The 21,286-nt window shown below is 67.6% G+C and carries 21 protein-coding genes and 1 riboswitch; of the genes, 6 read left to right on the top strand and 15 right to left on the bottom strand.

Annotated elements, in window-relative coordinates:
• Window positions 1-24: 24 nt before the first annotated feature.
• Genes cobA through cbiE form a run of 5 tightly spaced genes read right to left on the bottom strand, consistent with a single transcriptional unit; the run spans window position 25 to window position 4,388 of the window.
• On the bottom strand, window positions 25-756 hold the full coding sequence (gene cobA, locus I3J27_RS12785; protein ID WP_270169612.1) for a uroporphyrinogen-III C-methyltransferase: 732 nt from the start codon (window positions 754-756) through the stop codon (window positions 25-27).
• Entirely contained in the window at window positions 753-2,063 is a 1,311-nt protein-coding gene (locus tag I3J27_RS12780; RefSeq protein WP_270169610.1) for a cobyrinic acid a,c-diamide synthase CobB, read from the bottom strand. The genes cobA and I3J27_RS12780 overlap by 4 nt, the downstream gene beginning before the upstream one ends.
• A complete protein-coding gene (gene cobM, locus I3J27_RS12775; RefSeq protein ID WP_270169608.1) occupies window positions 2,063-2,845 on the bottom strand; it encodes a precorrin-4 C(11)-methyltransferase in 783 nt (260 codons plus the stop codon). Before cobM ends, I3J27_RS12780 begins: the two co-directional genes overlap by 1 nt.
• Window positions 2,842-3,210: a cobalamin biosynthesis protein gene (locus I3J27_RS12770; RefSeq protein WP_270169606.1), complete on the bottom strand. Its 369-nt coding sequence runs from the start codon at window positions 3,208-3,210 to the stop codon at window positions 2,842-2,844. Before I3J27_RS12770 ends, cobM begins: the two co-directional genes overlap by 4 nt.
• Window positions 3,207-4,388, bottom strand: coding sequence for a precorrin-6y C5,15-methyltransferase (decarboxylating) subunit CbiE (cbiE, locus tag I3J27_RS12765; protein WP_270169604.1), 1,182 nt, complete (start codon window positions 4,386-4,388; stop codon window positions 3,207-3,209). Before cbiE ends, I3J27_RS12770 begins: the two co-directional genes overlap by 4 nt.
• Here cbiE and I3J27_RS12760 point away from each other — a divergent pair.
• Entirely contained in the window at window positions 4,387-5,133 is a 747-nt protein-coding gene (locus I3J27_RS12760) for a cobalt-precorrin-6A reductase (protein ID WP_270169602.1), read from the top strand. The two genes, cbiE and I3J27_RS12760, sit on opposite strands and share 2 nt — an antisense overlap.
• Here the strand turns inward: I3J27_RS12760 and cobJ are convergent.
• From cobJ to I3J27_RS12725, 7 genes are read right to left on the bottom strand one after another with little or no spacing between them, the layout of a single operon-like run.
• Window positions 5,109-5,843, bottom strand: coding sequence for a precorrin-3B C(17)-methyltransferase (gene cobJ / locus I3J27_RS12755; RefSeq protein WP_270169600.1), 735 nt, complete (start codon window positions 5,841-5,843; stop codon window positions 5,109-5,111). The genes I3J27_RS12760 and cobJ overlap by 25 nt on opposite strands.
• Entirely contained in the window at window positions 5,840-6,571 is a 732-nt protein-coding gene (locus tag I3J27_RS12750) for a precorrin-2 C(20)-methyltransferase (RefSeq protein ID WP_270169598.1), read from the bottom strand. Before I3J27_RS12750 ends, cobJ begins: the two co-directional genes overlap by 4 nt.
• A gap of 2 nt (window positions 6,572-6,573) precedes the next feature.
• Entirely contained in the window at window positions 6,574-7,203 is a 630-nt protein-coding gene (locus tag I3J27_RS12745) for a precorrin-8X methylmutase (RefSeq protein ID WP_270169596.1), read from the bottom strand.
• Entirely contained in the window at window positions 7,203-8,366 is a 1,164-nt protein-coding gene (gene cobG, locus I3J27_RS12740; RefSeq protein ID WP_270169594.1) for a precorrin-3B synthase, read from the bottom strand. Before cobG ends, I3J27_RS12745 begins: the two co-directional genes overlap by 1 nt.
• Window positions 8,363-11,608: a cobaltochelatase subunit CobN gene (cobN, locus tag I3J27_RS12735; RefSeq protein WP_270169592.1), complete on the bottom strand. Its 3,246-nt coding sequence runs from the start codon at window positions 11,606-11,608 to the stop codon at window positions 8,363-8,365. The genes cobG and cobN overlap by 4 nt, the downstream gene beginning before the upstream one ends.
• On the bottom strand, window positions 11,608-12,642 hold the full coding sequence (gene cobW, locus I3J27_RS12730; protein ID WP_270169590.1) for a cobalamin biosynthesis protein CobW: 1,035 nt from the start codon (window positions 12,640-12,642) through the stop codon (window positions 11,608-11,610). Before cobW ends, cobN begins: the two co-directional genes overlap by 1 nt.
• A complete protein-coding gene (locus I3J27_RS12725) occupies window positions 12,639-13,013 on the bottom strand; it encodes a DUF1636 family protein (RefSeq protein ID WP_270169584.1) in 375 nt (124 codons plus the stop codon). The genes cobW and I3J27_RS12725 overlap by 4 nt, the downstream gene beginning before the upstream one ends.
• Before the next feature lie 96 nt (window positions 13,014-13,109).
• A riboswitch (cobalamin riboswitch) is annotated at window positions 13,110-13,330 on the bottom strand.
• 40 nt (window positions 13,331-13,370) lie between these two features.
• Between I3J27_RS12725 and cobO the strand changes: the two genes are divergently transcribed.
• Both cobO and I3J27_RS12715 read left to right on the top strand, forming a co-directional pair.
• Complete coding sequence (cobO, locus tag I3J27_RS12720; protein ID WP_270169582.1) at window positions 13,371-14,006, top strand: cob(I)yrinic acid a,c-diamide adenosyltransferase; 636 nt, start codon at window positions 13,371-13,373, stop codon at window positions 14,004-14,006.
• A gap of 7 nt (window positions 14,007-14,013) precedes the next feature.
• The gene (locus I3J27_RS12715) at window positions 14,014-15,462 is read left to right on the top strand and encodes a cobyric acid synthase (protein WP_270169580.1); all 1,449 of its coding nucleotides are present in this window, start codon (window positions 14,014-14,016) and stop codon (window positions 15,460-15,462) included.
• Here I3J27_RS12715 and cobD read toward each other — a convergent pair.
• Together cobD and cbiB are read right to left on the bottom strand one after the other, a co-directional pair.
• Window positions 15,451-16,416, bottom strand: coding sequence for a threonine-phosphate decarboxylase CobD (gene cobD, locus I3J27_RS12710; protein WP_270169578.1), 966 nt, complete (start codon window positions 16,414-16,416; stop codon window positions 15,451-15,453). The genes I3J27_RS12715 and cobD overlap by 12 nt on opposite strands.
• A gap of 11 nt (window positions 16,417-16,427) precedes the next feature.
• Window positions 16,428-17,369, bottom strand: coding sequence for an adenosylcobinamide-phosphate synthase CbiB (gene cbiB, locus I3J27_RS12705; protein ID WP_270169576.1), 942 nt, complete (start codon window positions 17,367-17,369; stop codon window positions 16,428-16,430).
• A 178-nt stretch (window positions 17,370-17,547) separates the two neighbouring features.
• On the opposite strand from cbiB, the gene cobU reads away from it, so the two are divergent.
• The 3 genes from cobU to bluB are packed head-to-tail and all read left to right on the top strand — an operon-like array spanning window position 17,548 to window position 19,410.
• Complete coding sequence (cobU, locus tag I3J27_RS12700) at window positions 17,548-17,994, top strand: bifunctional adenosylcobinamide kinase/adenosylcobinamide-phosphate guanylyltransferase (RefSeq protein WP_270172719.1); 447 nt, start codon at window positions 17,548-17,550, stop codon at window positions 17,992-17,994.
• A complete protein-coding gene (gene cobS, locus I3J27_RS12695) occupies window positions 17,991-18,773 on the top strand; it encodes an adenosylcobinamide-GDP ribazoletransferase (RefSeq protein ID WP_270169574.1) in 783 nt (260 codons plus the stop codon). The genes cobU and cobS overlap by 4 nt, the downstream gene beginning before the upstream one ends.
• Before the next feature lie 4 nt (window positions 18,774-18,777).
• A complete protein-coding gene (gene bluB, locus I3J27_RS12690) occupies window positions 18,778-19,410 on the top strand; it encodes a 5,6-dimethylbenzimidazole synthase (protein ID WP_270169572.1) in 633 nt (210 codons plus the stop codon).
• Between the two features lie 172 nt (window positions 19,411-19,582).
• Here bluB and I3J27_RS12685 read toward each other — a convergent pair whose 3' ends face one another.
• Window positions 19,583-21,277 carry a ShlB/FhaC/HecB family hemolysin secretion/activation protein gene (locus tag I3J27_RS12685; protein WP_270169570.1) on the bottom strand — a complete coding sequence of 565 codons (1,695 nt, stop codon included), beginning with the start codon at window positions 21,275-21,277 and terminating at the stop codon, window positions 19,583-19,585.
• Between the last annotated feature and the right edge of the window lie 9 nt (window positions 21,278-21,286).

Raw genomic sequence — 21,286 nt, 5'->3', positions numbered from 1 at the left:
AGGGGCGAGGCGCGGCCGGGGCGATCATGACGGATAATCCCCCGCCAGCGCACCGAACACGATGACGGCGGCGGTCGAGGCCGCGCCGCCGCGCGCAAGCTGCTCGGCAAGCTCGGCAATGGTGGTGCGGACCAGCCGCTCGTCGGACCGCCCGAGGGATTCGGCGAACAGCGCCGGGGTGGCTGGGGAGAGCCCGTGCTCGATCAATTTTGCGGCAAGCGCCGGGAAGGTGCGCCGGCCCATATAGACCACGGTGGTCGCTTCAGGGTCGGCCAGCGCCGCCCAGTTGAGGTTCTGCGGCAGCTCGCCGGTGACATCAGCCCCGGTCACGAACTGAACCCGGCGCGAGGTATGACGCCGGGTCAGGGGAATGCCGGCTTGTGCGGCGGCGACACAGGCCGAGGTGACGCCGGGAATGATCTCGTAGCCGATGCCGGCTTCGCGCAACGTCTCGAGCTCCTCCTCGAGCCGGCCGAAAATGCCGGCATCGCCCGACTTGAGGCGCACGACGCGCACGCCGGTTGCGGCATAGTCGACCAAGAGGCGGTTGACGTGGTGCTGCTTGGTCGACGGCCGCCCTGCCCGCTTGCCCACCGCGACGAGATTGGCGCCGGGCCGGGCCAGGTCGAGGATCGCGCCTGAGGCAAGATCGTCATAGAGCACGACATCGGCCTCGCGCAGCCGCGCGGCGCCCTTCACCGTGAGCAGCTCGGGATCGCCGGGGCCGGCAGAGACAAAAGAGACAAAACCGCTCACCGGTCCTCCGCGATCAGATGGAAGAACGTGCCGCTGGCGTAGCCGCGCCGCGAACCGGTCTCGGCGATGACCGCGCCGGTCGCATCGTGGACGACCGCCAGCGCCGTATCGGGCTGCGCAAGGATGGTCGAATAGTGAAACTCGTGGCCGCGCAGGCGCGCGCCGGCCTGATGCCCGGGCATGGGTGCTGCGAGCGCGGCGAGACGGTAGCCCAGATGCATGCGGCGTTTTGCAAAACTCGTCTCCAGTCCGAGCAGGCCCGCCATCTCGTGGCTGATACCGTCGGCGTCGGTCAAAGCGGTTCCCAGCACCATATAGCCTCCGCATTCACCGTGCACCGGCCGTGTCTCGGCAAAGGCACGCAGGCCCTTGCGGAAGCGCGCATTGGCGGCGATCTTGCCGGCATGAAGTTCGGGATAGCCGCCGGGCAGCCAGCATACGTCGGCGCTGGTGTCGGGCGCCTCGTCGGCAAGTGGCGAGAATGTCGAGATCTCCGCGCCCGCCGCGCGCCAGGCTTCCAGCATATGCGGATAGACGAACGAGAACGCGGCATCGCGGGCGAGCGCGATGCGCTGGCCGGGCGGCGTCACGTTGAGGCCGTTCGCGGCAGGCTGCGGCGACCAGCTGGCGGCCGACCGCAGCACCGCGTCGAGATCGACATGCTCGGCAACGAAGCGCGCGGCCTCGTCGATCAGCTTGCCGATCTCGGCCTGCTCCTCGGCCTGCACCAGGCCGAGATGGCGTTTCGGCAGGCTGATCTCGGCATGGCGCGGCAGTGCGCCGAACACGGCGATGCCGGCATCGTTGAGTGCGCGCCGCACCAGGTCTTGGTGGCGCGGGCTGGCAACGCGATTGAGCACGACGCCGGCGAGGCGCACGCCGGGGCGGTAGTCGCGAAGGCCTGCGGCGATCGCCGCGGCGGTTTGCGCCTGTCCCGATGGATCGATCACCAGCACCACCGGCCAGCCCAGCATCTCCGCGATGTCGGCGGTCGCACCGGTACCGGAGACACCGCGCGCGGCAACGCCGTCGAACAGGCCCATCGATCCCTCGGCGAGCACGACATCGGCGTCAGCGCCGCGGCTGACAAGATGCGCGATGGTGCCGCGATCCATCGCCCAGCTATCGACGTTGACGGAGGCACGACCCGTGGCTGCGGCGTGAAAGGCCGGATCGATATAATCGGGCCCGCTCTTGAAGCATTGCACGGTCAATCCGCGATGGCGCCAGGCACGCGCGAGCGCCAGCGTCAGCGTGGTCTTGCCGACGCCGGAGGCAGGCGCGGAGATGACGAGTCCTGCCGCCATCAGGATGCCTCCGGAAAGCGCGGCTCGGCGCCGACGGGGCGATAGCGACGGTCATAGTCGACCGCATAGAGCCGGCTTTCGTCGAAGTCCGCCGAGCCCAGCGTCCTGCCGACCAGGATCAGCGCGGTGCGCTCCATCTCGGCGCCGACGGCGGCATCGAGCGTTGCGAGCGTGGCGCGGACGATCCGCTGCTCCGGCCAGCTCGCGCGCCAGACGATCGCGACCGGACAATCCGCGCCGTAATGCGGCGTGAGTTCGGCGACGACCTTGTCGAGCAGATGGATCGACAGATGGATCGCGAGCACCGCGCCGGTCGCGGCGAAAGCGGCAAGCTTTTCGCCTTCAGGCATCGTACTGGCGCGGCCCGGCGTGCGTGTCAGCACCACGGTTTGGGCAAGACCCGGCAACGTCAGCTCAGTCTCCAGCGCAGCAGCGGCGGCCGAGAAGGAGGGAACGCCCGGCGTGATCGTATAGGGAATACCCAGCGCGCGCAGGCGGCGGAGCTGCTCGCCCATCGCCGACCAGATCGAGAGATCGCCGGAATGCAGCCGCGCGACGTCCTTGCCCTCCGCATGTGCGGCGGCGATCTCCGCGATGATCTCGTCGAGCGACAACGGCGCCGTGTTGACGATGCGGGCGCCGGGCGGGCAATGCGCGAGCACGCCCGCAGGGACCAGCGATCCTGCATAGAGGCAGACCGGACACGCCGCGATCAGGTCGCGTCCGCGCAGCGTCAGCAGATCGGGTGCGCCCGGCCCGGCGCCGATGAAATGCACGGTCATGCGCCATCTCCTTCCGCGATCGCGGCGGTCGCGGTGCGATCCTGCGAGACCGCACGCGTCGCAATCAATCGCGCGCGAGGACCGGCCACCGCCAGCGCTGCGGCTTCGGCGACCGATCCCGTGCCGAATTTTTCCGCGACGAGCTTTGACTGCGTCGACGTCTCGATGCCGGCCAGCATATCTGCCGGGACAGCCTTGATCGGCACGCCGCATTCGCGCGCGAGCTGTTTTAGCGCTTCCGCATCGGCCTTGTCGCTGACGGTCGCCACCGCGGCAAGGCCTTCGGGACCGCCGGCCGCCAGCAGTGCTTCACGCAGCGAAGCCAGCGTCACATCCCTTCTGAATCCGAGCCCGGCGACCTTCATCGGACCGTACTCCACTGCACCACAGGCCGCGCCGCCTCCCACGACCGGTAGCGGCCGAGGGGAGCGGCATGGGCGATGTCGACCCGCATCAGCTCGCCGCCGTGGCGCTGATGCAGCTCGCCGAGCAGCGCTTCCGTCTCCAGCGTGACGGAATGCGCGACCAGACGTGTCCCCGACGCGAGCTGCGACCAGATCGCATCGAACATCGCGCGATCGAGGCCGCCACCGATGAAGACGGCATCCGGCGGCTCCAGCGCAGCAAGAGCCTCGGGGGCGGTCCCCGTGATGACAGTGATCCGGTGCGCCAATCCGAACGCCGTCGCATTGCTGCGGATGTTGGCAGCGCGGTCCTCGCGCGCCTCGATTGCCGCCGCCGTCCCACCGCACAGCGCCCACTCGACCGAAATCGAACCCGAGCCGGCGCCGATGTCCCACAACCGTTCGCCGGGACATGCTGCCAGCGCCGAGAGCGCCAGCGCCCGCACCGGCCGCTTGGTGATCTGGCCGTCGTGGATGAAGAGATCGTCCGGAAGCCCCGAGCTACGGGGAAGACCCTGTGCGCCTGTCGCCTCAACGGCGACCGCAACCAGGTTGCCAGCGAGATCACCGGCAAAGCTGTGCGCACGATGCTCTCTGATGCTTTCGCGCGGGCCGCCGAGCGCGGCGAGCGTCCAGAATGGTGACGCGCCCCATCCGCGCGCCGTCAGCCATTTTGCGAGATCACCGGCCGCTCTCCCGTCGCGCACGAGACAAATGATGCGCCTATCTCGCGCCAGATGTGGCACCAGACGCTCGAACGGCGCGGCGTGCAGGCCAAGGCAGGCAATTCCTTCGAGGCGCCAGCCGAGACGCGCGGCAGCGAGCGAGAAGGTCGAGGGCGACGGATGCGCGATCCACTCGTCCCCATCGAGCTTCTCGGCGAGACTCGCACCAGCGCCATGCCAGAACGGATCGCCGGAGGCGAGCACCGCCGTCGGCGTGCCGCGGCAGCTCAGCACGATGTTGGCGTCGAACGGCATCGGCCACGGACGCCCGCGCGCCCCAACGCCGGCAAGCGCAAGATGCCGTTCGCCGCCGAAGACAGTTTCGGCTTTGGCAAGCGCCTTTCGGCTTGCTTCGGACAGCCCGGCAAGGCCATCTTCGCCGATACCGATGATGGTCAGCCAGGGATCAGACATGATGCACGCCCTCATTCTGGGCGGAACTGCCGATGCGGGCCTGCTCGCGACGGAGGTCGCGCGCGCCGGCATCGATGCCGTCTATTCCTATGGCGGTCGCACCCGCGTGCCGGCCGATCAGCCGCTGCCCACCCGCATCGGCGGCTTTGGCGGCGTGAGCGGGCTCGCCGACTACATCCACGATGAAGGCATCACCCATGTGATCGACGCGACGCATCCCTTCGCGGCCGAGATGAGCCGTAATGCCGTCGAGGCCTGCGCGGAAACCGGCACGCCGCTGATCGCGCTCGAACGCTCGCCCTGGACGAAAGTGCCCGGCGACAATTGGATCGAAGTCGCTGACGTCACCGCCGCGGTCGCCGCGCTGCCCGAGGCGTCGGCAAAAGTGTTCCTCGCCATCGGCCGCCAGCACATCGCGCCGTTCGCGGGGAAACCGCAGCATGCCTATACGCTGCGTTTCGTCGATCCGCCTGAGGCGCCCCTGCCCTTTGCCGCCGATGTGATCGTGTCGCGCGGGCCATTCACGCTCGATGGCGAGCTGGAGATGATGCGCACGCGCGGCACCACGTGGAACGTCGCCCGCAATTCCGGCGGCGATGGCGCGCGCGCCAAGATCGATGCGGCCCGCATGCTCGGCGTGCCCGTGATCATGATCTCGCGGCCAAAATTGCCCGAACGCCAACGGGTCGAGAGCGTCACTGAAGTGATGCAGTGGCTCGGTCATCGGACCTGCCTCGGCGCATAGACCCAGCGGCCGACGCGGCGCGTCTGCGAATTGCCGACGATGACAAGCGTGCGCATGTCGGCCATCTCGGGTGTCGCGTCGTTCAGCGTCACCGTCTCGATCCTCTCGTCGGCAGCACTGATCGCGCGCGCGAAAATGACGAGGCGCTCGCCGCAGCCGGCCTCCTTCAGCAGCGCCAGCGCGCGGCCAAAGCCCTCAGGCCGGCTGGCCGAGCGGGGATTGTACATCGCAATCGCAAAATCAGCTTCCGCGGCCAGTCGCAGCCGCTTCTCGATCACCGCCCATGGCTTGAGATTATCGGAGAGATTGATCGCGCAGAAATCATGGCCGAGCGGCGCACCGGCGCGCGCGGCCGCCGCCAGCATCGCGGTGATGCCGGGCAGCACGCGGATCGGCAGCTCGCGCCATTGCGGCGCCTGTTCGAGCGCCTCGAATACGGCCGAGGCCATCGCAAAGACGCCGGGATCGCCGGACGATACGACGACGACTTGACCACCTTCGGCCGCAAGCCGCAGGGCCTCGCTCGCGCGTTGCAGCTCCTCGCGATTGTCCGACGGATGCAGGGTGAGCCCCGGCCGGAGCCGCACGCGTGCGACATAGGGCGCGTAGCCCAGAACATCGGTCGCGGCGGCGAGCGCAGCGGAGACCTCCGGCGTCACTAACGCGTCGCTGCCCGGGCCGAGGCCCGCGATGGTCAGCGTGCCCGTCATTCGGCGGCGTCCGGATGCCGGCCCTTGCCGTGCACCAGCACGATCGCGAAGTAAGGACAATCAGCGGCATCGACCTCAGCGAGCCGCACCACACGTTCGTCCGGCATGGTGCCACGCTCGACCAGCCAGGCATCGTCGAGCCGGCCGGCAGCCGCGAGCGCGCGGCGCACTTTTGCGAGATTGCGGCCTGTCTTCATGATCACGAGCGCATCGGAATCGCGCATGCGGCGTTCAAGCTCGGGCTCAGTGAGCGTGCCCATCAGCACCGTCGTCACGTCGTCGCCGAGCGCGATCGGCTGTCCGACGCCGTTCCAGCAGCCGACCATGCCGGGAATGCCGGCGATTACCTCGATCTCGACACGGCCTTGCAGGCGCGTGTGCAGATGCATGAAGGAGCCGTAGAAGTAAGGATCGCCCTCGCAGAGCACGACGACGTCGACTGCGCGCGAAAGCCGCGCCAGGCGCTCGGCCCATTCGTCGTAGAAGCCGGCGAGCAGCTGGACATATTCAGGGCTGTCGAAGGCGATCTCCGTCGTCACAGGATATTCCATGGGATATTCGGTGACGTCGGCAGCCAGCATGCCCTCGACGATGCGTCGCGCCTGACCGGGCCGGCCCTTCTTGCGGAAATAGGCGACGTGCTTCGCAGCGCGCACCGTGCGATCGGCACGGACGCTCATGAGATCGGGGTCGCCGGGGCCGAGACCGCAGCAGATGACGCGTCCCATCTCTATTCGCTCCGGCTCGCCAGCGCGTTCACGGCAGCGACCGTGATCGCGGAGCCGCCGAGGCGGCCTTCCACCGTCAGCGTCGGCACTGGTGGATCAGCCATCAACGCCGCCTTTGACTCAGCCGCGCCGACGAAGCCGACCGGGCAGCCGATGATCGCCGCGGGCCGCGGACAGTTTTGGTCTTCCAGCATGTTGAGCAAATGAAACAGCGCGGTCGGCGCGTTGCCGATCGCGACGATGGCGCCGCTCAGATGCGGCCGCCACAGCTCCAGCGCCGCGGCCGAACGCGTGTTGCGCATGGATTGCGCAAGCGCCGGCACCGCCTCGTCGCCGAGCGTGCAGATCACGGCATTCGCCGCAGGCAGTCTCGCGCGCGTAATACCCTCGGAAACCATCCGCGCGTCGCACAGGATCGGCGCGCCCTTCTGCAGGGCCGCGCGCGCAGCGGTCGCCATACCGGGCGTAAAACGGATATGCGCCTCCAGGCCCACCATGCCGGCAGCGTGGATCATCCGCACCACCACCTGCTCCTCGTCCGGCGTGAAGCGGGCAAGATCGGCCTCGGCCCGGATGGTCGCAAAGGACTGCCGGTAGATCGCCGCGCCGTCGGTCTCGTAAGTGTACGGCATCAGTGACCTCCGACCAGGATGGAGGGATCGCTGACGATGTCGGCGCCGTTCAGGCCGCGCAGGACCGGCTCATCGCGGGTCGAGCCGTTGCGAACGAGATTGAAGCCGGCGCTGGTCGCAACCAGCGTCACCGCGGATGCGCCGGAACGCGCGCAGCCTTTGGCACAGCCGGAGACGTGAAGCTGCATGTCGAGCGCGATGCGCGGCGCAAGCGTGGCTGCGAGTGCGCGCGCGTCGGCATGGGCCTCGCGGCAGCGCGGGGCCCCGCTACAGGCGATGACGCGAAGCGCCGGATCGTAGGGCTCGGTGATGAGGCCCGCCCCGCTCGGCATCTCGCGCTTGCCTTCGCTCAGCACCATCCGCCACGGCGTCATGCGCAGCGCATGACCGCAGCCGGAGAATTGATGAAGCGTCGTGTGCAGCATCTGCCCGAACGCGACGCCGACCAGGGCGCCATGCGGATAATGCCCGGGCCGCGACGCCGCCATCACGGGCGCAGGCTCGGTCTCGCCGCTCAACGTCCCGGGCAGTGCCGCGCCGGCCGCGATGTGGGCCGCCATGCGCCCTCGCCCGCCTTTCGCGCCGCCTGACGTAATGAACCAGTTCGCGAGCGCCAGCGCCGTGCTCACCGCCTGTCCGCGCGCGACGGAGCGGCCGAACCTCGCGCCATCGGCCCGGACCAGGAGCCGGCCGCCCCGATCGCGCTCGATGCGCACGTCCGCGGAATCGCCGGCGAGCACGCGCGACGTCCCGTCGTCGATGGCGAAGCCGAATTTGGTGGGAAGGCCGAGCGCGCTGTCGGCAAGCGCTTCTTCCAGTTCGGCAGCGAGCGCCTGCGTTTCGTCGCCGACATTCCAGAACGGCGTCACCAGAATGTTGCGGCGGGCTTCGATCTCTGTATCGGGATCGAGCAACCGCAAGCCCGCAAGGCCATCGAGCAACGGCCGATGGCCCTGTTCGTTGACGCCTCTGATCTGGAGGTTGGCGCGGCTCGTCACATCGATGAGACCGTTGCCGTAGCGCTCGGCGAGCTCCGCAAGCCCGGCGACCTGCCCGGCTTCAAGACGGCCGCCGAACGGGCGCACGCGGACCACGAGCCCGTCGCCCGATTGCATCGGGCGCAGCGCGCCGGGACACCAGCCCTTGACCACGGATGCGCTCATGATGCCTCCCGCAGCGCAGCCGCAATCGAATTGCGGCGCGTTCGCCAGAGTGAAGCTTCATGCAGGCGCGTGAAGCAGGCCTCCATCGCGGCGAGCGCCGCCGGATTTTCGCGAGCCATGAAGTCGCGGATTTCGGCGCTGCCCAGCGTCGCATCGTAATAGAGATCGAACAGATGCGGCGGCACGGCGCCCGCCAGATGCGCGAAGGCCGCCATGTGCTCGAGCGTCGCTGTGATTTCGGCGGCGCCGCGAAAGCCGTGGCGCATCATGCCGGCGATCCAGGCCGGGCTGGCCGCCCGTGCGCGGACGACGCGCGAAATCTCTTCCGTCAGCGTGCGCGCGTGCGGCTGCTCGGGCCGCGTCGTATCGAGATGGTAGAGCGAGGGTCCCGCCGCGCCGAGATGCGTGGCTGCCGCCGCGATACCGGCTTCATGCGCGGCATAGTCGGCAGCGAGCAGCAGATCGGTTTCCGGCAAATCCTGCACATGAACGAAAGCATCGGCGGATGCGAGCCGCGTCTCGATGCCGGCGCGATCCTGCTGCATCGTACCGTCGGCGGAAAACGCCCAGGACGATGCGGACAGCCAGGCTTCGCCCGCAGCGTCGCGCGTCTCGGCCGTGAAGACATCGGGGATCGCCGACAGGCCGACGCCGTATTGTCCGGGGCGCGGCGCGAAGACGCGGGAGGCGCGGTGGCGATAGGGATTCTCCTCGCCCTCATCCTCACGCGCGGCGAGCGCCTCGGCCGCGGCCTCGAACAATTGCGCAAGGCCGGAGAAGACGTCGCGGAACAGGCCCGACACGCGCAGCGTGACGTCGATGCGGGGACGGCCGAGCTCGGCCGGCGCGATGATGTCGTAGCCGGTGACGCGGCCGGAAGCGTGATCCCAGCGCGGCGCAAGACCGGCCAGATGCAGCGCCATCGCAAATTCCTCGCCCGCGGTCCGCATCGTCGCCGAGCCCCAGAGATCGACGACGAGTCCCTTCGGCCAGTCGCCGTGATCCTGCAAGTGACGGCGCAGGAGCTCTTCCGCGAGCTTGATCCCCTGCGCATGCGCCGACGGCGTCGGCACGGCCCGCGGATCGACGGCGAAGAGATTGCGTCCCGTCGGCAGCACGTCCTGACGCCCGCGATAGGGCGAGCCCGACGGCCCCGGCGCGATACGCTGGCCTGCGAGCGCGGCACGCAGCGTGTCCCGCTCCGCTTCCCCGCAGGCGCCGCGGCCGAACACGTGCAGGCCGTCACCGAACTGGCTTTCCTTGAGATCGCAGACGAAGCGATCGATCCGCGGAATGGCTTCCGCCGGCGCAGCCGAGACATCCAGACCAAGATCGTCTTCGAGGCCCGCGGCACGCGCCTCATCACGGATCGCCGCGATCAGCCGCTGCCGGCGCGCGGGATCGAGACCATCAGCCGTCGAATATTCGTCGAGCAAACGTTCGAGCCGGCGCAGGCCTTCCGGCACCGCGGATTGTTCGAGCGGCGGCGGCAGATGGCCGATCGTGACGGCCCCGATGCGCCGCTTGGCCTGCGCGGCCTCGCCGGGATCGTTGACGATGAAGGGATAGATGACGGGGAGATCGCCGATCAGGGCTTCGGGCCAGCACGCAGACGACAGCGCCACGGATTTTCCGGGAAGCCATTCCAGCGTGCCATGCGCGCCCATGTGCACGACGGCATCAATCCCCTGCCCACCGAGCCAGAGATAGAACGCGACGTAGGCGTGCCGCGGCGTGCGGGCGAGATCGTGATAGTCGGTATCGCGCGTGCTCGCATCGCCGCGCTCCGGCTGGACCGCGATAATCGACCGGCCGCATTGGATCGCCGCAAAATGGAACGCACCGTCGCGGCAGCTCGGATCGCTCTCCGGCGCGCCCCAGGCTTGTGCCAGATCATCCTGCAAGACTTGCGGCAGGCGCGAGAGTGCCGCGCGATAGTCGGCGACGCTCCAGGTCAAATTCTGCTTCAGCAGCGTTTGCCCGAGCCCATCGATCGGCGCGACATCGAAGCCGGCCTCCGCGAGGTCGGACACCAATGCTTCGACTGACGCCAGCGCATCGAGCCCGACCGCATGCGCGATCTGGTGCGGACGGCCCGGATAGTTCGAGAGCACGATCGCCATGCGCTTCTCGGCTGTCGGCTTCTCCGCGAGGCGCCACCAGGCCGCGACGCGCGCGATAACGGCCGACACACGCTCCTCATCGGGCCTGTGTGCCAGATGCGAGAATTGCAGATCGGGATCGCGCTCCGCCGCCGACTTGAAGCTCACCACGCCGGTGAACACGCGGCCATCAACCTCGGGCAGCACCACGTGCATCGCGAGATCGCCGGGCGACAGGCCACGCAACGATTCCACCCAGTCCTCGCGCCGCGCCGATGAGAGCGCGACCTGGAAGACGGGACACGACGCAGCATCGAACGGCGTCGTGCCGTCCCCGCCTATCGCCGAGAACGCCGTCGCGTTGACGATCGCGGCCGGAGGATTCTTGGCAAGATAGTCCCGCAGCCAATCCGCGACGCCCGCGCCCTTCAGGGAGGTGACGAACACGCCTTGCGCGTCAAAGCCCTTCTCGCGCAGCGCGGCGATCAGGGCATCGACAGGGCCCGTATCCGCAGCGGTGAGATAGGAGCGATAGAACGTCACCAGCGCGCGCGGCTTCCCTTCCCCGCTCGGCGCGGCAATGACACCGCGTTCGGGATCGTAGAAACCCATCTCCGGCACGGTCATCTCGCCGATAACAGGACCTGCATAGAGGCCCGATGCCAGCGCGAGCTGCGCAATTGCCGCTTGCGCCGCGACCGGACCGCCGGTGTCGCAGAGCACCTTGAGCCGCCGCAGCGTCGAGACCGGCAATGTCGAATAGGCATCCAGCCGCGTGTCGTCACGGCCATCGGCCGGCAGCACGGCCAGCACGATGTTCCGATCTTTTGCCAGTTGCTGGAGCGCCGCAAGGCCATACGGCCAGTAGGACTCACCGCCGATCAAGCGCACCAGAATGCCGCGCGCCTGCGACAGCGTGCGCTCGACATAGGTGTCGATCGACAGCGGATGACGCAGCTCCGCGAGATTGGCGAGCCGCAGCGACGGCAGGCTGTCGCGGCCCCGCCGCCAGCCGGCCGCGAACGCGGCAAGATCGGAATCCGAATACGAGAGCACCACGAGATCGGCCGGGTCCTGGCCGATGTCCCTTGGCGTCGCGGTCTCCTCGAGACCGCGGCTCTCGCGGAAGACGACGTGCATCAGATACCAAGTCCTGTCCTGATCGCTGCCTCGTCGATATCGCCGTGCTCGCCGATCACGACGAGTTTCGACTGCCTGAGGCCTGCGCCCCACGGCTTGTCGAACTGGTGGCGCACGCGCTCGCCGACCGCTTGCAGCAACAGCCGCATCGGCTTGCCCGCGACCGCGATGTAGCCCTTGGCGCGCAGCACGTTCTGCTCGCGTGCCAGACGCTGAACGGATGCGACCAGCGCATCGACGTCCGCAACCTCGGGAAGGTCGATCACGACGGAGGCAAAATCGTCGTGCTCGTGTTCCTCCTCGCCGTCATGATGCGACGGACGGGCGGCGAGATCGTTCTCGGCGGCAGCGCCGAGACCGAGGATGACGCGCGCATCGATCGCGCCGTCAGTGATGGGCAGCATCGGTACACGGCGCGGCATCTCGGCGGTGATCGCCGCCTTGGCCGCTTCGATGCCTGCGCTGCCCGCGAGGTCCGCCTTCGTGAGCAGCACGATATCGGCGCACGCAATCTGGTCCTCGAACACTTCCGACAGCGGCGTCTCGTGATCGAGATTTTCGTCCGCCGCGCGCTGTGCTTCGACTGCATCCGGGTCCGGCGCAAAACGCCCGGCTGCGACAGCCTCGGCATCGGCCAGCGCGATCACGCCATCGACCGTGATGCGCGAACGGATCTCCGGCCAGTCGAATGCCTTCAGCAGCGGCTTTGGCAACGCCAGGCCCGAGGTCTCGATCAGGATGTGATCGGGCCGCACCGGGCGCGCCAGCAACTTCTCCATGGTCGGAATGAAATCGTCGGCCACGGTGCAGCAGATGCAGCCATTGGCGAGCTCGACGATGTTCTCTTCCGGACAGTTCGCGTCGGCGCAGGATTTCAGAATCTCGCCGTCGACGCCCTCGCTGCCGAACTCGTTGACGAGCACGGCGAGCTTCTTGCCATTGGGGTTCGCGAGCAGATGCTGGATCAGCGTGGTCTTGCCGGAGCCGAGGAAGCCCGTGACGATCGTGACCGGGACTTTTGCGAGCGAATTCATTCTGCGGCCTCTGGCACGATGGTCATGGGAGGAATACGAGCAAGCGATTGCTTGCGGAAGATTTCAGGACGGCTGCGCCAGGGCACGAGGCCGTCGGGCGCGGCCGCATAGGCCGCAGCGCCAGCGACCACATCCTGCGCATTCGCGTCCGACAGGCGGCCATAGACATAGGACCAGCGGCCGGGCGCGCTGAGCGCGACCGAGCAGCCCTGGCTGCATGCAGACAAGCATTCGACCGGAACCACGTTGACGCCTTCGGGCACGCCGGCCTCGAGGATCGCGCCATGCAGTCGCTTGCCGGGCGTCATCTCGCCCTCGGTGGGCGTCTCGCCGGCGCGGCAGGTGATGCAGACGTGAAGTGTAACGGTCATCGCCTCTTCCATGATAAACATCGGGAGGCGATGAGGCACACGGACCCTGACTTGAGAGGCCCGTTTCCCCGTCGCGGAACACCCCGTCCGCCGGTCCAAAACTCGTCCGCGCTGGCAGGTCTCCCGGCTTGCGGAGCAGGGCTTTTGCCCTTCGATCCCCGCCTTCCCGATCCCCTCGGGGATCAGTGGCTTTGGGCATCTCTCCGGTCACGGTCGCGGGGGCGGCTGCATTTTGGATCCAAATCTTGCCGATTCGGACCCTATCGCATTCCCTCTTCGCCTGTCATAGGACAGGAACCAACGCCGGGCCACCATTTGCCCCCGGCCGCCTCTTGTCAAGCCGAAGGACCGGGACCGATGACACCTGAACCGGAGACCCAAACAGCCGAGGAAACCGACGCCCGGCACGCCGCGAAGATGGCGAAGAAGAAGGCCGCCCGCGACAAGATCATGGCGACCAAGAGCGGCGAAAAGGGCCTCATCATCGTCCACACCGGCGCCGGCAAGGGCAAGTCCTCCTCGGCGTTCGGCATGATCGTGCGCTGCGTTGCCCATGGCTTCCCCTGCGCGGTCGTGCAGTTCATCAAGGGCGCCTGGGATACCGGCGAGCGGCGCCTGCTCACTGGCCATTTCGGCGATCTCTGCCAGTTCCACGCCATGGGCGAAGGGTTCACCTGGGAGACGCAGGACCGCGCCCGCGACGTCGCCGCGGCGCGCGCCGGCTGGGAGAAGGCCAAAGAGCTGATTCTTGATGCGAACCTGCGCATGGTCGTGCTCGACGAGATCAACATTGCGCTGCGCTACGACTATCTCGACATCGCCGAAGTGGTCGAGTTCCTGACCACGCAAAAGCCGCCGATGACGCATGTCGTGCTCACCGGCCGCAACGCCAAGGACGAACTGATCGAGATCGCCGATCTCGTCACCGAGATGACGCTGGTCAAGCATCCGTTCCGCTCCGGCATCAAGGCGCAGGCCGGCGTCGAATTCTGAGCAGTCGATGGCACGCGCGCTGATGATCCAGGGGGCCGGCTCGGACGTGGGCAAATCGCTCATCGTCGCCGGCCTCGCGCGCGCCTTCACGCGCCGCGGTTTGCGCGTGCTCCCCTTCAAGCCGCAGAACATGTCGAACAATGCCGCCGTCACCGTCGACGGCGGCGAGATCGGCCGCGCGCAGGCGTTGCAGGCCCTCGCCGCCGGTGTCGAGCCGCACACCGACATGAACCCGGTGCTGCTCAAGCCCGAGACCGATGTCGGCGCCCAGGTCGTCGTTCAGGGAAAGCGCATCGCCACCGCCCGAGCGCGCGAATACGCGGCGATGAAGCCGTCACTGATGGGCGCGGTGCTGGAGAGCTTCGAGCGGCTGAAGGCGCGCGCGGATCTGGTGCTGGTCGAGGGCGCCGGCAGCCCGGCCGAGGTGAATTTGCGCAAGGCCGACATCGCCAATATGGGCTTTGCGCGCAAGGCCGACGTACCGGTCGTGCTGGTCGGCGATATCGACCGCGGCGGCATCATCGCCCAGCTGGTCGGCATCAAGACGGTGATCGAGCCCGACGATGCCGCGATGATCCGGGGTTTTGTCATCAACAAGTTCCGCGGCGATCCCACGCTGTTCGACGACGGCTACAGACTGATCGAAGCGAAGACCGACTGGCGCGGCTTCGGCGTGCTGCCCTGGTTTGCCCGCGCCGGCGAGCTGCCGGCCGAAGATGCGCTGGGCCTGAGCGACGCGCGCAAGCCCGGCCAATGCAAGATCGCGTGCCTGGCGCTGTCGCGGATCGCCAATTTCGACGATCTCGATCCGCTCAAGCTCGAGCCGGGCGTTGATCTCGTGATGGTGCGCCCGGGCGAGGCCATTCCGGGCGACGTGCGCCTCGTCATCATCCCGGGCTCAAAGTCCACCCGCGGCGATCTCGCTTTCCTGCGCGCGCAGGGCTGGGACATCGATCTGCTCGCGCATCACCGCCGCGGCGGCCATGTGCTCGGCCTCTGCGGCGGCTATCAGATGCTCGGCCGCAGCGTTTCCGATCCTGATGGCATTGAAGGCCCCGCGGGCGACACGCCGGGTCTTGGGCTTCTGGATGTCGAGACGGTGATGAGCCCGCAGAAGACGCTGACGCGTGTCGCGGCTATGCATGCCGCAACGGAGCAGCCGATCGAGGCCTATGAAATCCACATCGGTCGCACCGACGGACCCGATCGCGCCCACCCGTTCGCGATACTGAACGGCGAGCCGGAAGGCGCAGTCTCCAGCGATGGTCGTGTACAGGGCAGCTATCTGCACGGCCTGTTCACGTCGGACGATTTCCGCAGGGCGTATCTGGCCAAGCTCGATATTCCCGCAGGCGACGAACCCTATCACGCCAGGGTCGAGAGCGCGCTCGATGCCCTCGCCGATCACATCGAAGAGCATCTCGATGTCGAAGGCCTGCTCGCGCTAGCACGCTAGCACCTCCGCAAGGCGCGTCCATTCGGCTTCACTGCCGGGAAGTCCCAGCCGCAGCCAAGCCGGCTGTTGCGCGAACAGGCGCGACCAGATGTGGCCGCACGCCAGCTTTTCCTGTGCGGCAAGTGCGTCAGGTGTTTCATAGAGACGAAACAGCGACGTGCCGCCGACGAGCCGCCAGCCTTGCGCTTGCGCCATGGCGTCGAGGCGAACACAATCCCGCGCAAGGCGCGCTGACGTCGCTTCGGACCAGGCGTCATCACGCAATGCGCGGCAGCCGATCGCGATCGCCGCACCCGAGACCGGCCATGGACCCGACATCGCGCTGAGCCTTGCGATTTCGCCCGCATGGCCGATCGCGAAGCCAAGCCGCAGGCCGGCGAGACCATAAAACTTTCCGAACGAGCGCAGGATCAGCAATCCCGGATGATCCTCCTCCGGCGCAAGCGAGAGCTGCGGAACGGCATCGGCAAAGCTCTCGTCGACGACGAGCCGGCCGACGCGCGGCAGCAGCGCCAGCAAATCCTTTGGCGTCCGGCACCGGCCATCGGGATTGTTGGGATTGACGACGATGGCGAGATCCGCGCCTGCGAGAGCGTCGAACTCTTCGACCTCCTGGACGTCCCAGCCCGCGGCCGACAACACCCCGGCATATTCATTGTAGGTCGGCGCGAGGACGCGTGCGCGGCCGGGTGGCGCGAGTTGCGGCAGCAATTGAATGGCGGCCTGCGCGCCGCCGAGCGCGACGATCGGAGCACTCGTGCGATAGGCGTGCCGCGCCGCCTGATGCAAGGCGTCGATCTCGGCGCGCGACGGCAACGCGCTCCACGCGCGCGCACTCACCTCGCCCACGGGATAAGCCAACCGGTTGATCCCGGTCGACAGGTCGATCCAGTCCTCCGCACGCCCGCCAAAATGCTGCTGGGCCAGATCGAGATTTCCACCGTGCTCGCGCATGCCCCGTTCTTTCACGCGAAGGCCAGGATCGCAAGCGCACCGGCGAGCAACAGCATGGCGCGGCGGTAGACCGCCAGCCCCTCACTGATGTCGGCGGCAAGCGGATCGCGCGCGCCTTCGTTTAGCCAAGGCTCGTTCGTGATGCTGCCGTGATAGATGCGGGGCCCGCTAAGCCGCACGCCAAGCGCACCGGCCATGGCCGCTTCCGGCCAGCCGGCGTTGGGCGAGCGGTGACGGCGCGCGTCGTGCGTCATGCAGGACAGTGCGTCCGATCGGCGTGGTGCGAGCAGCACGAAGAGAAACCCGGTCAGGCGCGCCGGAATGAAGTTGGCGACATCGTCGATGCGCGCCGCGGCCCAACCGAATGCTTCGTGGCGTTCGCTGCGATGGCCGATCATGGAGTCCAGCGTGTTGATCGCCTTGTAACCCAAAATGCCGGGCAAGCCGAACAGCGCGCCCCAGAACACCGGCGCCACGATGCCGTCGGAGGCGTTCTCGGCAAGGCTCTCGATCGCCGCGCGCGCGATGCCGGCTTCATCCAGCACCGCGGGATCACGGCCGACGATGCGCGAGACCGCGTCGCGCGCGGCGGCGATGTCGCCGGCCTGCAGAGGATGTGCGACCGCAGCGACATGATCATGCAGCGAGCGCAGCGCGACCAGCGGCCAGGCCAGCACGCCGACCAGCACGATCTGGATCCAGCCTGAGGGAAGCAAGGACTGAAGCGCCCAGCCGAGCGCGACCGAAACCGCAATCACCAGAAGCGCCCCGGCGATGCCAGTGGCGCGGCGCAGCGCCGGCGGATCGGACGCGCGATTCCAGGTGGCGTCGATGGCGCCGATCAGCCATCCGAGCCAGGTCACGGGATGACCAATCCGCGCGAACAGCCACGACGGCCAGCCCGAAAGGGCATCCACCGCCATCGCCACCACCATCGCGCCCGCAAAGCCCACGCCTGCCTCCTGTCCCGCCCCTGTTGCGCAAAGCTAGGGGCGAGCGCAAGCCCCCGGCCGCCTGATTTCGGCTTTGTCTTTGGCCGCGTTTGGTGATTAGTCAGGCCCACAGGAGACTTTTGTGGCCATCATCTTGATCACGGGCGGAGCACGATCGGGCAAGAGCAAGCGTGCGGAAATGCGCACGCGCGCCTTTCCCGGGCAGCCCGTCTATGTCGCGACGGCCGAAGCGCTCGATGCTGAAATGGAGGCGCGCATTGCGAGACATCGCGCGCGCCGCGGAACCGACTGGATCGAGCGAGAGGTGCCGCTCGATCTCGTGCCCGCGCTGATGGCGAGCGATGGCGGTGGCGCAAGGCTGGTGGACTGCCTGACGCTGTGGCTCTCCAACCTGATGCATGCCGAGCGAGACTGGGAACGCGAGGTGACCGAGCTCGCCGGCGCCCTGCCCCGCCTCAAGAGCCCCGTCGTCTTCGTCACCAACGAGGTCGGCCTCGGCATCGTGCCCGACAACGCGCTGGCGCGCAGCTATCGCGACGCTGCCGGGATCATGAACCAGGTCATCGCGGCAGCCGCTGACGAGGTCGAGTTCGTGGTCGCCGGCCTGCCGATGAAATTGAAATGATGCCGCGCGCCGAGCTTCTCAAGGACATCATCGCCGATCTCAGGATGGCGGCATGTTTCGTAACGATCCTTCCCGTCGCATCGACGAAGCCCGCGGCTGACGGCGCCGTCGCGCGCGCGACCTGGGCGCTTCCCCTCGCCGGACTGCTGGTCGGCCTTGCCGGCGCGTTCGTCTATAAGGTCGCGATCCGGTTTGGGCTGACACCGAACCTTGCCGCCCTGCTCACGTTGGCCACGACCGCCCTCATCACCGGCGCGTTGCACGAGGACGGGCTTGCCGATACCGCCGACGGTCTCGGCGGCGGGCGCACGCGCGAACGCAAGCTCGAGATCATGCGCGACAGCCGGATCGGCACCTACGGTGTCTGCGCGCTGATCCTGTCGTTCGGCCTGCGCTGGAGCGCGCTTGCGGCAATCGCAAGTCCCTGGGCCGTCGCGCTGGCGCTGTGCGCTGCGCATGCCGCCTCGCGCGCGGGCGTGCCGGCTTTCATGTCGCTTGTTCCCCCGGCGCGTCCGGACGGGCTTTCGGCGAGCGCCGGAGCGCCGCCGGGCCGCAGCGTCGCCATCGCCTTTGCCGTTGGAACGCTCGCTCTCGTTCTCGCGTTGGGGCCGGGCAAAGCGCTGGTCGGCCTGATCCTGCTGTCGCTCGCCGGCCTGCTGCTGGCGCGGCTTGCGATCCGTCAGATCGGCGGGCAGACCGGCGACATCCTCGGCGCTTTCGAGCAGATTGGCGAGATCCTGATCCTGCTGGTCGCGGCTTCCTTCCAGATGGGACGCTGACGTCATGGTCGAGTTCGACGACGCCTTCCGCCAACATCTGCGCGAGCTGTTCGTGTGGCGCCGTGACGTGCGCCGCTTTCGCAGCGATTCGCTGCCGGAAGGCGCCATCGACCGCCTGATCGAAACCGCCTGCCTGTCGCCCTCGGTCGGCCTGAGCCAACCCTGGCGCTTCGTTACCGTTGACGACAACGCACGGCGCCGCGCCGTGATCGATGACTTCAAGGCGTGCAATGCCGACGCTTTGAATGCGTATGCGGGCGAACGCGCGGCGCGCTATGCCACGCTCAAACTATCGGGCCTCGAACAGGCCCCCGGCCACCTCGCCGTGTTCGCGGACAAGGCCAGCGATATCGGCCACGGCCTCGGCCGTGCGACGATGCCGGAGACGACGGAATATTCCGTGGTCGCCGCCATCACCGCGATGTGGCTCGCCGCGCGCGCCGAGGGCATCGGGCTCGGCTGGGTGTCGATCCTGACCCCCGCGCGCATCCACACCATTCTCGACGTGCCTGGGACCTGGAAGTTCATCGCCTATCTCTGCATCGGCTATCCCGAGGTCGAATGCGACCAGCCCGAGCTCGAGCAAGCAAAATGGGAGCAACGGCGCGGCGCAGGTGAGTTCACGCTACGGCGTTGAGATGCCGTGCCTCAAGCTCGCCAGTCAGACGCCAGCGTTGATCCATCCTCCGTCATTGCGAACGAAGCGAAGCAATCCAGAGTCTTTCCGCAGAGAGATTCTGGATTGCTTCGTCGCAAGAGCTCCTCGCAATGACGGTGGTGAGAGGGTTGCGCGCAATGACGACGGAGAGCTACGACCTGCTCTTCCCCGCCACCGCCGCCACGGGCGCAGGCGCTTCCTGCTTCTGGAACATCAGCAGCGGCCGGAAGATGACGCGGCCATAGGCCTCGTAATGGTTCTGGGTCGACACCGCCATCTTCAGCGGCGTCGCGTAATTGGCCTCGAACGTCATGAACGGCGCATAGGTCCAGGAGAAGCCGACGCCGACCGAGGCCAGTTCGGTGACGCCGGGGAAGGTCGAATACACCCCGCCCCAGTCGGCGAAGATGTAGGTGTCGAAACCCTTCAGCCATTGCGACCAGTTGTAGTGCAGCTCGGCGTTGAGATAATAGCCGCTGTCGCCGGAGGCCGAGTTGGAGGGATAGCCGCGCACGGTGGTGGGCCCGCCGATCGAGAATATCTGGTCGCCCGGCAGCAGCTTCTCCTGCGTGTACTGCCAGCTCGCCAGCACGTTGGTGCTGAAATTCGCCGGTCCCGCCGCGCTGGTCGCGAGCAGCGAGCCGGTATAGGTGTTGAACGCGCGGTTGTTGCCGAGCACGTAGTCGTGCCATGCGACGTAGTTCACCGCCGGCGCCACCGTGATCGAATAGCTGTTGCCGGACTTGGTCACCGAGACACCAGCCGTGGTCTTGTCGTAGTGATCGTCGGTGACGGCGACCGTGGCGAAGCGGCTGACCGTCTTGCCCTCGGTCAAGGCGGCGTTGAGCAGCACCAGCCAGTCCTGCGTCACCCAGACCGGCTGGCTGAAATTGACCGCGGCCTGGCTCGAGCGTCCGGTGACGTCGAGCGCGACGAACGGCCCCTGGATGATCTTGATCTTGCCTTCGGTATAGCTGACGCCGGCGCGGCCACCCCAGGGATTGACCGGGATGCTGTAGGCGACATTGCCGTTGAGATTGCCGTCGGAGCGGACGCCGTAGAAGGTCAGGCGGTCGTCGACGCCGAACAGGCCGTGGCGCTTGTAGAACGCCCCGCCCTCCCATCGCCCGGTGTTCTCGGCACCCTGGTTGTCGGTGAAGAGCTGCAAGGTGTCGGCCGGCGGCTCGATCACCGCGAACTGGAGGTCGGTCAGGCCGAAGCTCGTGCCGGGCTGAAGCAGCGCCTTGATCTGCACGTCGTTGGTGCGGTTGAACCAGATCACGTCCCGATTGAGCTTGGGAACGTCGAGGACCTCGCCTTCGGGCTCCTTCACCCGTTGAAGGATGTAGTCGGTGCGGGTCTGCTCGTTGCCCTCGACGGTCGTCTTCTGGAGCCGGCCTTCGGTCAGCTTGATCTTGACCACCCCACCCTTGGCATCCTGGTCGGGTAGCGTCGCGATGCCGGTGACGATGCCGCGCTCCGTGTAGATCGCGTTGATGTCCGCGACGAGCTGCAACAGCGAAGCGATGTCGACGTTCTTGCCGACATATTTCTTCGCGAGCTCGTCGAGCTCGGCGGGCGTGATGAACTTGGACGCGTCGAACTCGACCTTGCGCAGGCGGAATTTGGGCCCGCCCGGCTTCAGGAGCTGGGATTTCTCCCGCTCGCCGCCGATCACCGCGGGCCCGCCGAGTTTTGGCGGTGCGCTCTGCTGCTCGAGCTGACGGCGTTGCCGGTCGACGTCGTTCTGGATCACGCCGGGATTGATCGAGGGCACCTGGGCGCGCGCGGGCACGATGCAGCACGCTGCAAGCGCGACCCCAAAAGCTGCCCCCCAAATCCGCATCCCGAATCC

The sequence above is a fragment of the Bradyrhizobium xenonodulans genome, assembly GCF_027594865.1.
GTDB lineage: Bacteria > Pseudomonadota > Alphaproteobacteria > Rhizobiales > Xanthobacteraceae > Bradyrhizobium > Bradyrhizobium xenonodulans.
This window is presented reverse-complemented; position numbering and strand designations above follow the sequence as displayed.

Coding starts and splice junctions, on each gene's coding strand:
- I3J27_RS12780 (WP_270169610.1), bottom strand. CDS start 2,063: ATGGCGGCAGGACTCGTCATCTCCGCGCCTGCCTCCGGCGTCGGCAAG.
- cobM (WP_270169608.1), bottom strand. CDS start 2,845: ATGACCGTGCATTTCATCGGCGCCGGGCCGGGCGCACCCGATCTGCTG.
- I3J27_RS12770 (WP_270169606.1), bottom strand. CDS start 3,210: ATGAAGGTCGCCGGGCTCGGATTCAGAAGGGATGTGACGCTGGCTTCG.
- I3J27_RS12760 (WP_270169602.1), top strand. CDS start 4,387: ATGATGCACGCCCTCATTCTGGGCGGAACTGCCGATGCGGGCCTGCTC.
- cbiE (WP_270169604.1), bottom strand. CDS start 4,388: ATGTCTGATCCCTGGCTGACCATCATCGGTATCGGCGAAGATGGCCTT.
- cobJ (WP_270169600.1), bottom strand. CDS start 5,843: ATGACGGGCACGCTGACCATCGCGGGCCTCGGCCCGGGCAGCGACGCG.
- I3J27_RS12750 (WP_270169598.1), bottom strand. CDS start 6,571: ATGGGACGCGTCATCTGCTGCGGTCTCGGCCCCGGCGACCCCGATCTC.
- I3J27_RS12745 (WP_270169596.1), bottom strand. CDS start 7,203: ATGCCGTACACTTACGAGACCGACGGCGCGGCGATCTACCGGCAGTCC.
- cobG (WP_270169594.1), bottom strand. CDS start 8,366: ATGAGCGCATCCGTGGTCAAGGGCTGGTGTCCCGGCGCGCTGCGCCCG.
- cobN (WP_270169592.1), bottom strand. CDS start 11,608: ATGCACGTCGTCTTCCGCGAGAGCCGCGGTCTCGAGGAGACCGCGACG.
- cobW (WP_270169590.1), bottom strand. CDS start 12,642: ATGAATTCGCTCGCAAAAGTCCCGGTCACGATCGTCACGGGCTTCCTC.
- I3J27_RS12725 (WP_270169584.1), bottom strand. CDS start 13,013: ATGACCGTTACACTTCACGTCTGCATCACCTGCCGCGCCGGCGAGACG.
- cobO (WP_270169582.1), top strand. CDS start 13,371: ATGACACCTGAACCGGAGACCCAAACAGCCGAGGAAACCGACGCCCGG.
- I3J27_RS12715 (WP_270169580.1), top strand. CDS start 14,014: ATGGCACGCGCGCTGATGATCCAGGGGGCCGGCTCGGACGTGGGCAAA.
- cobD (WP_270169578.1), bottom strand. CDS start 16,416: ATGCGCGAGCACGGTGGAAATCTCGATCTGGCCCAGCAGCATTTTGGC.
- cobU (WP_270172719.1), top strand. CDS start 17,548: ATGCGCACGCGCGCCTTTCCCGGGCAGCCCGTCTATGTCGCGACGGCC.
- cobS (WP_270169574.1), top strand. CDS start 17,991: ATGATGCCGCGCGCCGAGCTTCTCAAGGACATCATCGCCGATCTCAGG.
- bluB (WP_270169572.1), top strand. CDS start 18,778: ATGGTCGAGTTCGACGACGCCTTCCGCCAACATCTGCGCGAGCTGTTC.
- I3J27_RS12685 (WP_270169570.1), bottom strand. CDS start 21,277: ATGCGGATTTGGGGGGCAGCTTTTGGGGTCGCGCTTGCAGCGTGCTGC.